This is a genomic window from Nostoc sp. NMS8 (genome assembly GCF_017115045.1).
GTDB lineage: Bacteria > Cyanobacteriota > Cyanobacteriia > Cyanobacteriales > Nostocaceae > Nostoc.
This window is the reverse complement of the sequence record NZ_JABXKK010000036.1, coordinates 1-11,907: the sequence shown is the minus strand read 5'-3', so window position 1 is coordinate 11,907 and position 11,907 is coordinate 1. Positions and strand designations below refer to the sequence as shown.

Here is an 11,907-nt window from a genome sequence, read left to right as displayed (position 1 = left end):
GATTGCGGATCAGGCAAGTTCGCTTGTCAATAGGGTTTGAGACGCGCTAACCCTGCAGTTCTGGCACAGAAGGATATTGAATAAATTTCGACTCTGCACCTATTTGATTAGTAATGCTGTGCCTGAGATCGATACTGAATCCTGATAGCTCACCTTTGTTTGATATCACAAAAGGCGGTATAACTCGTGTAGCAACTAATAACGGTTCTTGGGGTTGGGGTTGAGGTTTTTGAGTTAGTCCTGGAGACGCCATTAACAACAATACCAGAATTAAGCCCACTAATCCTATGCAGGTATACAATGCTAAGAAACGCTTGGTTTTGTTTTTACGGTCATATCTGCCAATCAGGCTGTTTCTCCCAGTCATAAGTTGGTGAAATTGACTAGCGATCGCATTTGTCATCAGAATTTTTTTAGGGTTATGTGCAATGTTTATTTATCATGCCCAGCCTATATCAAAAAATTTTTTTGTCTTATCTGAACACTATTGGCTTATACCTTCCTCAATAAAAAATGGAGGCAGTTACTAACTACCTCCTGACAAATTAAAGCTTGGATGGACTGAGAAATGCTTTGACAGCAGGCTAGAAACTCAGCTATCTGCTGCTCAAAAACATAGTCAAGACCACTCCCAGGATAATCGATCCACCGCTAAGGATGAATGACCAGAAGCGATGGTAACTGTTGACAATAGTGCCATTTTGACTCTGGAGTTGAATCAGATCCATCCAAGGCGCAACACCTCGACGGAACCAACCCACAGCCCCAACTTGTTCGCCAATCAAGCTTTGAACTCGCTTCATCCCAAATAGGAAATTGCCGATGGGGCCAAAGCGTGAGGCGTAATGCAGATAAAGCATTCCACTACGATCCTGAATTTTTAAATCGGAACCAAATTTATAACCAGCATCGCCACGACCAATTAGTTGACCTTCAAGTTTTGCAGGTTGTCCACGTAACGGACTGGCGTAGGGGTCTGACATCAGGGTGAGAATGTCGGTTTCTGGTGCTTGCTTGTAGTCGGGGAACATTACTAAGGCTTTGATGAAAATTCCAATCCCTAAGCCAATTAGTGGCGCACCCAATACTAAACCTGTGTTTGGGGAACTTGACAACAAAATCACACCCATTACCAAGCCAACGAAGAAACCAATTGTTTCAGCGCCGTACAGTACAACATCTAAAAAGAAGTTGCTGTAAAGCCTACTTTTATTCAGACTTTTACCTTCTCCAATAACTCGCCCCATATCAAACTCAGTCGGTAAACCCAACTGTTCGGCATAAGTACTTAATGCACGAACTCGTTTACCTGTCAATGGATGAGTGGAATTTAACTCCATCCACCAACCCCAAGGATTAAACATATCCCAGAGAAAGACGCGACCAATTTTTTGGGTATCGGATGCAATGCGGTAGGCGGTTCCTGTGGAAGCGGCGGCTTTATGGTCGTAGATACCCAAGGCGCGAGTTCCTTCAATTAAACGGCTGGGTTCTTGTGTCCGCGAACCTTCTTCTAAAATTCCGTAGGCAATCTTCACCAAAGCGCGGGATAATGCATTGGGATTACCTGTACTTTCAGCTGCAAAGTGATCGGCAAAGTATTCTCGTGTGCGGGAGAGGTACAGCAGTAAATAAGTACCGATAACATAAAACACGTAGGCAACTAAGGCAGCAGTTTGCATGGCATCTTTGATTTTGCTATCACCACCACGCCCAAATCTTCTGGCTGTGCCGTAAATCAAGTAACAAATTTGCACTAGGGTAGAAGCTACTGTCATCACTGCAAAGTCCCAATGGACGATGTGCCCCAGTTCGTGAGCGTAGACGGTAGCAATTTCATCGTCATCGAGGTATGTGAAAAGTCCCTGACTGACAACCAAACGAGCGCTGTTCGGTAATGAACCATAAGTAAAAGCTGTGGGGTTTTGGTCGTTAATGATTCCCAAACGAGGCGTTTTCAGCTTTTTCTGGTCACAGACTTGGCGAATAACTTTAGCTGTCTCTGGACTGAGGGTTTCAACTTCTGCTAACTCTACCCAGCGAGTTTGGTAAAGCCAGCCTTGAGTTAAGTCCATGATGAATGGAGACAGGAAAAAGGCGGCGATATTAAAGACTAGAGTAATACCAATAGCGATCGCTAGCCCTTGGAGTGGATTGTCGCTACCCAAAATAAATACTAAGCTCAAACCTAAAGCCAAAACCATGCCAAAGAGCAAGGTCATGGTGACACCAGAAGCTAATGCCAAACTACCGCCCACACCACCCATCGCTAATTTCATCCCAGTGGTAGCGGCGCGACCAGCTTTTTGACTGGCGTTAGATGGCGTTTGGCGGAAGGATTTACTAGCTTGTTCTGCCCAACTTCTAGCTTGTGGGTTTTCACTCATGATTAACTTTTGACACAGGGCCTTGGCTTTTTCGATTTCGCCTGTAGCTTGATAGGCTTTCATTAGCCACATCTGTGCTGAAAGATAATCTGAGGAATCGTGTTCAGCGCAATTGCGGCAGAATTGTTCGAGTAATTCAACCGCTTCTTGATAACGCTTTTCTTTTAAGGCATCTAATCCAGATTGCAATGACATAGGATCTCCCTAGCAAAGGAGTGGTATTTGATCTATCAATACTCAATAGATCCAGCGATCGTCACTGCAATTTCGTAAAAATTTAAATAATGACAGTATAAAATATCTACTTAAGTAAAAGACTAGATAAACATACATTACTATGTCTATCTAGCCTACGGAACGCATAAATCATATTTAAGATTTTCAAAGAACAACTGTAATAATACTTATAATATTTTTGCTGCGGTAAACTTACTACCTCTTTGCCCGTGTTTGATATTTAGAGAATAAATGTTTTCAACCCAGTCTTGCTTCACCCGATTAGAGTAATTATTGATTACCCAAATGGTTCACCCGATTGGAGGAAGACGAATGATGAACATAACCTGAGATTGATAAGATGAGGAAAAGGTAAAAATTTGTACTATGACTATTTTTGATATTGCTTCTCCCCTAATTGCGATCGCAGCGCAAACCCGCAAAGCCGCAAGTAAGCTAGCGATTCTCTCCACTGAGGCAAAAAATCAGGCGATTGAAGCGATCGCGCAAGCTTTAGAATCAGCTAGAGATGAAATTTTACAAGCAAATATTGCTGACTGTAAAGCTGCTACCGCCGAAGGGATTCCCAAACCGCTTTATAAGCGATTGCAGTTGGATGAACATAAATTAAGAGATGCGATCGTTGGAGTCCGAGATGTTGGTAAGCTAGCCGATCCTATCGGTAAAGTCCAAATTCACCGCGAACTTGATACTGGCTTAGTTCTCAAGCGGGTTACTTGTCCTTTAGGCGTTGTGGGGATCATTTTTGAAGCCCGTCCAGAGGCGGCGATTCAAATTGTTTCCTTAGCGATTAAATCGGGAAATGGTGTGATTCTTAAATGTGGAAAGGAAGCAGTGCGTTCTTGTGAAGCGATAGTTAAGGCAATTAAACAGGGATTATCGCAAACTACTGTTAATCCAGATGCAGTACAGTTGCTCACAACTAGAGAAGAAACCTTAGAACTTTTGAAATTAGATAAATATGTAGATTTAATTATTCCTAGAGGTTCTAATTCATTTGTCAGATTTGTGCAGGAAAATACACGCATTCCGGTACTAGGTCACGCCGACGGAATTTGTCATCTCTATATAGATAAAACCGCCGATATTTCTAAAGCAGTTCCGATTACCGTCGATGCTAAAGCACAATATCCTGCTGTTTGTAATGCAATTGAAACTTTGCTCGTTCACTCTTCTATTGCGACAGAATTTTTGCCAAAAGTTGCTGAGGCTTTGCAAGAACTTCAAGTGGAATTAAGAGGTGATAAACGTACCTTGAAAATTTTACCTAACATCAAAGCTGCAAGAGAGATAGACTGGGAAACAGAATATAACGATTTTATTTTGTCCATAAAGATTGTAGACTCTATAGAAGATGCGATCGCTCATATTAACGAATATGGTTCTCGTCATACCGATGCGATTATTACTGAAGATTTAGCATCTGTAGAAACTTTCTTTGGACTAGTAAATTCAGCTAATATATTCCACAATTGTTCTACCCGGTTTTCTGATGGTTTCCGCTATGGTTTCGGTGCAGAAGTAGGGATTAGTACACAACAAATGCCTCCTCGCGGCCCCGTTGGTTTAGAAGGATTAGTCACATACAAATATCAAATGACTGGCGATGGTCATATAGTCGCTACTTACACAGGGGAGAATGCAAAAGCTTTTACTCATCAGGATTTTGAGATTACCTTTTAACTATACGATAGTACAAAAATAACTCCTTCAACTCAACAAAGTTGCTTTCTAACACGGCGTTGCTTATAGCATTTTCCAGCATAACTACTGGAAAATTAACTTTAAACTAAGGCTTTAAGTAACGCTTGAAGTTTAAGTTGCACCTCTGCAAACTCTTTGTCAGGATCGGAGCCAGCCACGATACCAGCACCAGCATACAACCTCGCGCGATCGCCATCAATTAATGCTGAACGAATTCCCACAATAAACTCGCAGTTTCCCTGAGAATCTATCCAACCCAGAGGCGCAGCGTATAAACCTCTCTCAAAGCTTTCATAACGACGAATTTCGGCACAAGCAACATCTCGTGCTGCACCAGCAACGGCTGGTGTAGGATGCAGTTGTCCGACAATTTTTAATGGGTGTATATTAATCGGAACTATCGCGCTGATTGGTGTCCATAAGTGCTGGATGTTAGATAATTGTCGTAGGCGTGGTGCTAATATTTTAGGTGATAAACCTAACTGAAATAGACGTTGAATTATGAAATCAAGTACTAGCGAATGCTCATGCTTTTCTTTTTCACTATTGAGTAAGCGATTGGCATTAGCTGCATCTTCAGCAGGGGTTTTACCTCGTGGTGCAGAACCAGCTAAAGCGTCAGTAATTAACTGTTGATTATTAATACTAATTAATCTTTCTGGACTTGCACCAATAAAATTTTGTCCCTTACCATTGCTTGTAGAGAAAATATAACAGTTAGGATGTATTTGCCTAAGATTATTTAATGATTTAACTAAGTCAAAGTGGTTCCTTGACTTTACGTCTAATATATCTGCTAATACAATCTTACTTAAATGACTAGAACGAATTTTTTCCAAAACAGATACTACTGAACTTTTAAATCGAGCAGCATTGGTGACAGATTTCTTGTATGCTTTTGCTGAGAAAAAATCTATATTAGCAGAATAATCTTCTAAAGATTGCATAAATGCAATTTTATTTTGCAGATTATTTAACAATCTTTCAATATTTACATTTGCATTAATAATTATATTTGTTACTAATATGCAGCGCTGATTTTTTACCGCTACTTGCCAACGTGGAAGAAAAATGGTAGCAGATGGAAATGGATAATCTACTTGGGCGTTTTTATCAAAAAAACTGAAGTAACAAAAAAAGTGAGGCCCAGAAAAAGGTTGATTTGCGTTACCAAAATTAATTATACTTTGTAGAGAAGATTTGATAAAATATTCTGCTTGACTAAAACGATCAGCACCATCAATCTGTAATTTTGCTACAGAATCAATTGCTGCGATCGCTTCTCCTTTACCTCTGTCCTCAAAGTAAAAATTTATTTCATTTGCTTGTGTAAGTTTATCCAATACAAGTAAAGGATCAACTAAATCGATCTCTTGGGAGATACTGACAATTTGCCGACAATTGTTGTTGACGCACTTTTCTTGCACTGCTACCAGAAATTGATATAAATCTTTGTGTTTTACAAAGAAGTTGTTACGACATGGTGAAACTGTCATGGATTTAACGATAGTAAATTTTTTTTAAGTTAACTTTCTAAAGTGTAATTAATCGTGGTCATATTTTTACAGGTAACATATTAAGTTGTCATTTCACCAGCGTAGAATTTGCCTTGTTTGTGGTGTTCCTCGACCCTGACAAGCTAGTTACCGCCTTGAACTGTAATGTGAGGGTGGAGTGTTAACAATGCAAGTTTAAGAAGCCATAGTAAAAGCGGCAGTTATTTTGATCTCATGAATATCTAACGTCTCTTTAAATTATAAAATCTCAAGTGTGAGTAATATTCTGGCAATTTAATTAATCACGACTGATGACTACCAAGCAAATTTCATATCCCAACACTAAGTTATGGATGGCAGCGATTAAACCGCCAATGTACAGCGTTGCCATTATGCCCATTTGGGTAGGAACAGCAGTGGCATTTGCCCAAACTAAAATTTTTCATGGTGTAGTATTTTCTACTTTTGTAGCTGCGGCAATCTTAATTCTTGCCTGGGAAAATATCAGTAATGATGTGTTTGATTCCGAAACAGGTATCGATCAAAATAAGCACCATTCTCTGGTGAACTTAACAGGCAATAAGCCATTAATATTTTGGATAGGAAATTTGTGTTTAGGTTTGGGGTTACTGGGCATACTAGTGATCGCCTTTTGGCAACATGACCTAACTGTGATCGGTATAATTTTACTGTGCTGCGGTTTAGGATATACGTATCAAGGCCCTCCCTTTCGCTTAGGATATCAGGGTTTAGGCGAGATTATTTGCTTTTTTGCCTTCGGCCCCTTAGCAGTAGAGGCAGCCTACTACAGCCAAACCCAAACTTGGTCTATGACAGCTTTAGCAGCCTCAGTAATTGTTGGGATTGCCACAACCTTAATTTTGTTTTGCTCACACTTTCACCAAGTTAAGGATGACATCGCCGCAGGAAAGCGATCGCCTATCGTCCGTCTCGGAACCCAAAAAGGGGCCCAACTCCTAGTTTGGTTTACTGGTAGCATTTATCCCCTCACCTTGCTGTTTGTGCTATTGGGGATTTCTCCACCTTGGACATTGTTGAGTTGGGTGAGTCTACCATTTGCTGTCAAATTATGTCGCCACGTCCTAGAAAATCACAACCAGCCGGACAAAGTTAGTAACTGTAAATTCATCGCCGTAGCCGTGCATTTCTGGGCTTGCTTGCTGTTTGGATTGGGATTTATTCTCTAGGGCATTGGGCATTGAAACAAAGGGAAAATAACTAATGACTAATGACTAATGACTAATGACTACAAATTTGAATTTCGTCCATATCAGCGAAGATTTTTGCGATCACTTACTACCAATCATGGTAATTGGGATATTCGTGAAGGTATTATTCTCCGCCTTAACGATGAATCAGGTAAAGTCGGGTGGGGAGAAATTGCCCCTATTAATTGGTTTGGTTCCGAAACCCTAGAACAAGCCTTAGATTTTTGTCGCCAACTCCCAGAAGAAATCACAGACGAGATAATTTTCTCCATCCCAGATGAGTTACCCGCTTGTCAATTTGGCTTTGAGTCAGCGTGGGAGCAGGGGAGCAGGGGAGCAGGGGAGCAGGGGAGCAGGGGAGCAGAGGAGAAGAATTTAAATTTATCCTCGGTGCTTCACTCCTTGCGCTATAGCGGCTTATTACCATCTGGGGAAGCGGCTTTAAATCAATGGGAAACTTTATGGCAGCAGGGATATCACACGTTTAAGTGGAAAATTGGTGTGGATGCGATCGCTCATGAACTAAAAATTTTTGAGTTACTCATACACACCTTACCAGCCTCTACGAAACTGCGATTAGATGCTAACGGTGGACTCAGCTATGAAGAAGCTAACTTATGGCTGCGGACTTGCGACAATCTCAAGGCAAATGCAGAACTACCCTTAGAAATTGAATTTATCGAACAACCGCTACCCGTTGAACAATTTCAGGAGATGTTGCAATTGAGTACGAGTTATGAAACTGCGATCGCTTTAGATGAATCCGTCGCCACACTTAGGCAACTCGCCGCCTGTCATCAACAAGGTTGGCGAGGGATTTTTGTCATCAAGCCTGGGATAGTTGGATCGCCATCTCGTCTGAGGAAATTTTGCCACCAGCATCAAATTGATACTGTATTTTCATCAGTATTTGAAACTGCGATCGCTAGACTTGCAGCCCTCCAACTAGCAGCCGAATTATCCCGAAACAACAGGGCAATTGGTTTTGGCATCGACCATTTTTTTGAACAAGAAGAAACCTGGCTTCAAAGTTTATGGAACGACCTTTAGACTATCTTAATAACCTGCCTCAAAATGATTGGCTTATCGGTTACAGCAGCCATCAATTTAATCAAATAGCTCAAGAATTATATTTAGAACTAACACAATTATCAGCGTGTGGAACGCCACCAAAAATTATCTTAGCCGAACGCGAACCATTAAGATTTCTAGCAAGTTTCATTGCCGCTTGTGGAGCTAATTGTCCAGTTTTTATTTGTAACCCCGATTGGGGAACACAAGAATGGCAACAAGTCTTTGATTTAGTACAGCCAGATATTGTTTTGGGAATGGGGAATGGGGTATGGGGCATAGGCAATGGGAATAATATCCAATGCCCAATTTCCAATAGCATCATGATTCCTACGGGTGGTTCATCAGGAGAAATTAAATTTGCCATCCACACTTGGGAAACTCTCATCTTATCGGTACAAGGATTTACAGAATACTTTCAAATCAAACGAGTCAATTCATTTTGCGTGTTACCGCTATATCATGTTAGCGGTTTAATGCAATTTATGCGCTCTTTCACCACCGCAGGTAAACTAGCTATTCAACCATTTAAAGCCGTAGAATCCGGTCAAATATTAAATATTAAACAATCAAAATTTTTCATATCTTTAGTACCAACACAGTTACAACGCCTCCTGCAAAATCCAGAATTAACTGAATGGCTATCCCAATTTAATACAGTACTTTTAGGAGGTGCGCCAGCATGGAACGAACTACTAGAAAAATCCAGATTTCACCGCATCCGGTTAGCACCTACTTATGGCATGACAGAAACCGCCTCTCAAATTGCTACCCTCAAACCAGATGATTTTCTCGGTGGTAAAATTAGCAGTGGTCAAATTCTTCCCCATGCAAAAGTAACTATTCGCAATCAGCAAGGCGAAGTTTTAAATTCCAATCAAATCGGAAGTATTACCATTCATGCTCAATCTTTAGCCCTTGGTTACTATCCTAAAACTAGAGAAAATCAAACTGATTTCCAAGTAGATGATTTAGGTTTTTTAGACGAACAAGGCCATTTAAATATTGTCGGACGTAACAGCGACAAAATTATTACAGGTGGAGAAAATATTTACCCAGCAGAGATTGAATCGGCTATACAAGCAACTCAAATGGTTGCCGATATTTGTGTCATCGGCATCCCAGATAAACACTGGGGACAAGCCTTAACAGCGATTTACATTCCCAAAAAATCAGATATCTCTGCCTTAAAAATCCAAACTCTACTCAAAGACAAACTCAGCAAATTTAAAATCCCTAAATATTGGATTCCCCAGCAAAACCTACCCCGTAACTCCCAAGGTAAAATTAACCGCCAACAGTTACAGCAAATAGCCACAGAATTCCTTCAAAATTCCATCAAATAACTTCTCTCGACTTTCTTCTCTCTGTGTCCTCAGCGTCTCTGCGGTTCGTCTCCAACCACTGAACTATCTCATCAGGTAATTCCCGCTTACTTCTACTACTCACATCAATACAAACATGACGAGTAATAGCCTTAGCAACTACCACCTCACCTACAGTAATTTTGTAAGTAATTTCAAACTTCTCAACACCTATTTTTTGCGGAATTAAACTAATCAGTAACTTGTCCCCAACCAACATAGGGCGCGAAAAATCGACACTAGCATGAACAATCGGAAACCCCACAGACGGATTAGTAAAAAAATCTTTGAGATTAATACTTGATGCTTCTAAAGATTCTTCATAAGCTGCATGACAAATAGCTAAAACATTAGCAAAATAAACTACCCCAGCAGCATCAGTATCTTGAAAGCGAACCGTGCGGTTATAAGTGAAAGACATTTTTGATAATTGAATATTAAATTGACTCCAACGGCGGAACCTCGAAGTCATTAAACGAGGAAACATTGTAAGACGAAGCGGCTATTGCCTTTACTAACTTACCGTCGAGAGTCAGCAAAGTAGCACCTACCTGCTGTGAAAGTGCGACATAAGAGCCATCGTAGGCAGAGATTCCATAATTTAATGCGATCGCAACTGCATCCGCCATCAAATCAGCTGTAGAGACAACACGCAAAGGGAAAGCTTTGAGACTAGCTAAATTCCCTTGAATCAAAGAAACATTGTAACTACCTGCACGAGCATACTTCCATAAAACGTTTGCACACTCAATGTAAAACAGGTCAGGTACAAAGATTTCTGTCTGGGGATAGGTAAGGTGAGCAAATAGTTGATTAACCTTGGCTGTTAGCGGATTAGGAATAAATTGCTTAACCGCCACACTCGCATCCACAACGCATCTAAGAGGAATTGTCATCTGTCCCGATCTTCTCTAATCATGGCAGTGCTGTCAGGCCATTCGATATCAGTTGGTAGCTGTTCACGGCGAAGACGGATTTCCTCTAGAAGTTTTGGGACATTCTTTCGTCTTTCTTCTTCTGTTTGCTGTGCTTCAGTTTTTAAAGCTTGTTCTAACAGAGTTATAACTTGGGCGTTAATGGAACGGTGTTCAGATGCCGCTAACTCTTGCAGCTTGGTATATAAATCATCGGGTAAATTTCTTACATAAAGGGTAGCCATCGCTTTACCTCAAAGCAGGATTTGTCAAAATGATAGCATAATGCAAGCAAAAGGGGGGAGCGATCGCTACTTGTGGATATAGTATATAGAGACTAAGCGAGTATAAAGATTATCATCTTAAAACTGGGAATTATAAGTATAGGTATTTCATCAATAAAGTAAATATGGTTTTACCTTTGATTCTCGGCGCTGCCGCTTTAGGAGCAGGTTTATTTGGAGCTAAAAAAGGAGTAGATGCCGCCTCGGCTCACTCAAAAGCTAAGAACCTACAGCATGAGGCACAGGAAGTTTATAAGCGTGCAGAACTTCAATTAAACTCTTCACGACAAGTAACAACTGAGACTCTAGAACATTTGGGGCAACTCAAGCTGGAAGTATGGGATAAGCAGCTAGGTCGTTTTGTCAAGCTTTATGAGCAACTAAAAAACGTTGAACTAACAGGACAAGCAAATACAAGTGAGTTTAATGCAGCTAATTTTACTAGAGATGAATTAGCTCAAATGAAAGATATCGCATTAAAAGCTCATGAAGTGGTACTAGGAGGAGCTAGTGCAGTCGGAGCAGGAGCATTAGCAGGAATTGCCAGTTATGGAGGAGCTGTGATGTTTGCCTCAGCCTCAACAGGGACTGCTATTAGTACGCTTGCAGGTGCTGCCGCCACTAATGCTACTCTGGCATGGTTTGGCGGAGGTTCACTTGTTGCCGGTGGATGGGGCATGGCAGGAGGTATGTTTGTCCTCGGTGGAATTGTAGCTGGGCCAATCTTTGCTGTTGGTGGTATGTTAATGGCAGCAAAGGCAACTGAAAATTTAGCGAAGGCTCGCAGCTATAAAGCAGAAGCAGATAAGGTGGCAAAAGAGATGGAAAAAGCTATTAGTGTTTTAGATGCCATCAACAAAGTAGCCAAAAAATTTGATGAAGTCATCATGCGACTTTCAACAGCTATGACAGCCGAACTAGATGGTCTAGAAAGTATAATTATTGACTCAGGTACAAACTACGCTAAATATAACCAGTTGCAAAAACGTCAAGTTCATCTGCTCGTTCAGTTTGCTCAAGTCCTAAAGCTTTTATTAGAAACTCCACTACTTACCAAAGATGGTGCTTTGGATGAAAGCTCCACTAAAGCTTTAAAGCAAGGACAGTCATTTTTAGGTGAATCCTAATTTGTCAATAATTGCTCAAAAATCGGAATTTATAGTGTCTAGGACTTACGCATTGACAAAAAGAATCATCTATGGAGTCTAGATAATGCCATCA

The 11,907-nt window shown here is 40.8% G+C and carries 11 protein-coding genes; 5 read left to right on the top strand and 6 right to left on the bottom strand.

Annotated elements, in window-relative coordinates; genetic code table 11:
* Positions 1–46: 46 nt before the first annotated feature.
* A complete protein-coding gene (locus tag HWQ39_RS05590; protein WP_292842447.1) occupies positions 47–403 on the bottom strand; it encodes a hypothetical protein in 357 nt (118 codons plus the stop codon).
* 193 nt (positions 404–596) lie between these two features.
* Positions 597–2,582 (bottom strand): zinc metalloprotease HtpX, encoded by a 1,986-nt coding sequence (locus HWQ39_RS05585; RefSeq protein ID WP_292842445.1) that lies wholly within the window; start codon positions 2,580–2,582, stop codon positions 597–599.
* A 408-nt stretch (positions 2,583–2,990) separates the two neighbouring features.
* On the opposite strand from HWQ39_RS05585, the gene HWQ39_RS05580 reads away from it, so the two are divergent.
* On the top strand, positions 2,991–4,307 hold the full coding sequence (locus HWQ39_RS05580) for a glutamate-5-semialdehyde dehydrogenase (RefSeq protein WP_292842443.1): 1,317 nt from the start codon (positions 2,991–2,993) through the stop codon (positions 4,305–4,307).
* A gap of 101 nt (positions 4,308–4,408) precedes the next feature.
* Here HWQ39_RS05580 and HWQ39_RS05575 read toward each other — a convergent pair whose 3' ends face one another.
* Positions 4,409–5,824 (bottom strand): isochorismate synthase MenF, encoded by a 1,416-nt coding sequence (locus tag HWQ39_RS05575; RefSeq protein WP_292842441.1) that lies wholly within the window; start codon positions 5,822–5,824, stop codon positions 4,409–4,411.
* A 311-nt stretch (positions 5,825–6,135) separates the two neighbouring features.
* Here HWQ39_RS05575 and menA point away from each other — a divergent pair, with 311 nt between their 5' ends.
* From menA to HWQ39_RS05560, 3 genes are read left to right on the top strand one after another with little or no spacing between them, the layout of a single operon-like run.
* A complete protein-coding gene (gene menA / locus HWQ39_RS05570; RefSeq protein ID WP_292842439.1) occupies positions 6,136–7,032 on the top strand; it encodes a 2-carboxy-1,4-naphthoquinone phytyltransferase in 897 nt (298 codons plus the stop codon).
* Between the two features lie 48 nt (positions 7,033–7,080).
* Positions 7,081–8,103, top strand: coding sequence for an o-succinylbenzoate synthase (locus HWQ39_RS05565; protein ID WP_292842438.1), 1,023 nt, complete (start codon positions 7,081–7,083; stop codon positions 8,101–8,103).
* Positions 8,088–9,470 carry a 2-succinylbenzoate--CoA ligase gene (locus HWQ39_RS05560; RefSeq protein WP_292842436.1) on the top strand — a complete coding sequence of 461 codons (1,383 nt, stop codon included), beginning with the start codon at positions 8,088–8,090 and terminating at the stop codon, positions 9,468–9,470. Before HWQ39_RS05565 ends, HWQ39_RS05560 begins: the two co-directional genes overlap by 16 nt.
* Here HWQ39_RS05560 and HWQ39_RS05555 read toward each other — a convergent pair.
* From HWQ39_RS05555 to HWQ39_RS05545, 3 genes are read right to left on the bottom strand one after another with little or no spacing between them, the layout of a single operon-like run.
* Positions 9,463–9,909 carry a thioesterase family protein gene (locus HWQ39_RS05555; RefSeq protein ID WP_292842434.1) on the bottom strand — a complete coding sequence of 149 codons (447 nt, stop codon included), beginning with the start codon at positions 9,907–9,909 and terminating at the stop codon, positions 9,463–9,465. The two genes, HWQ39_RS05560 and HWQ39_RS05555, sit on opposite strands and share 8 nt — an antisense overlap.
* Before the next feature lie 16 nt (positions 9,910–9,925).
* Positions 9,926–10,384: a type II toxin-antitoxin system VapC family toxin gene (locus tag HWQ39_RS05550; protein WP_292842432.1), complete on the bottom strand. Its 459-nt coding sequence runs from the start codon at positions 10,382–10,384 to the stop codon at positions 9,926–9,928.
* On the bottom strand, positions 10,381–10,647 hold the full coding sequence (locus HWQ39_RS05545; RefSeq protein ID WP_292842430.1) for an Arc family DNA-binding protein: 267 nt from the start codon (positions 10,645–10,647) through the stop codon (positions 10,381–10,383). The genes HWQ39_RS05550 and HWQ39_RS05545 overlap by 4 nt, the downstream gene beginning before the upstream one ends.
* A 164-nt stretch (positions 10,648–10,811) precedes the next feature.
* Between HWQ39_RS05545 and HWQ39_RS05540 the strand changes: the two genes are divergently transcribed.
* Positions 10,812–11,813 carry a hypothetical protein gene (locus HWQ39_RS05540; RefSeq protein ID WP_292842428.1) on the top strand — a complete coding sequence of 334 codons (1,002 nt, stop codon included), beginning with the start codon at positions 10,812–10,814 and terminating at the stop codon, positions 11,811–11,813.
* The last annotated feature ends 94 nt before the right edge of the window (positions 11,814–11,907 follow it).

Coding starts and splice junctions, on each gene's coding strand:
- HWQ39_RS05590 (WP_292842447.1), bottom strand. CDS start 403: ATGACAAATGCGATCGCTAGTCAATTTCACCAACTTATGACTGGGAGA.
- HWQ39_RS05585 (WP_292842445.1), bottom strand. CDS start 2,582: ATGTCATTGCAATCTGGATTAGATGCCTTAAAAGAAAAGCGTTATCAA.
- HWQ39_RS05580 (WP_292842443.1), top strand. CDS start 2,991: ATGACTATTTTTGATATTGCTTCTCCCCTAATTGCGATCGCAGCGCAA.
- HWQ39_RS05575 (WP_292842441.1), bottom strand. CDS start 5,824: ATGACAGTTTCACCATGTCGTAACAACTTCTTTGTAAAACACAAAGAT.
- menA (WP_292842439.1), top strand. CDS start 6,136: ATGACTACCAAGCAAATTTCATATCCCAACACTAAGTTATGGATGGCA.
- HWQ39_RS05565 (WP_292842438.1), top strand. CDS start 7,081: ATGACTAATGACTACAAATTTGAATTTCGTCCATATCAGCGAAGATTT.
- HWQ39_RS05560 (WP_292842436.1), top strand. CDS start 8,088: ATGGAACGACCTTTAGACTATCTTAATAACCTGCCTCAAAATGATTGG.
- HWQ39_RS05555 (WP_292842434.1), bottom strand. CDS start 9,909: ATGTCTTTCACTTATAACCGCACGGTTCGCTTTCAAGATACTGATGCT.
- HWQ39_RS05550 (WP_292842432.1), bottom strand. CDS start 10,384: ATGACAATTCCTCTTAGATGCGTTGTGGATGCGAGTGTGGCGGTTAAG.
- HWQ39_RS05545 (WP_292842430.1), bottom strand. CDS start 10,647: ATGGCTACCCTTTATGTAAGAAATTTACCCGATGATTTATATACCAAG.
- HWQ39_RS05540 (WP_292842428.1), top strand. CDS start 10,812: ATGGTTTTACCTTTGATTCTCGGCGCTGCCGCTTTAGGAGCAGGTTTA.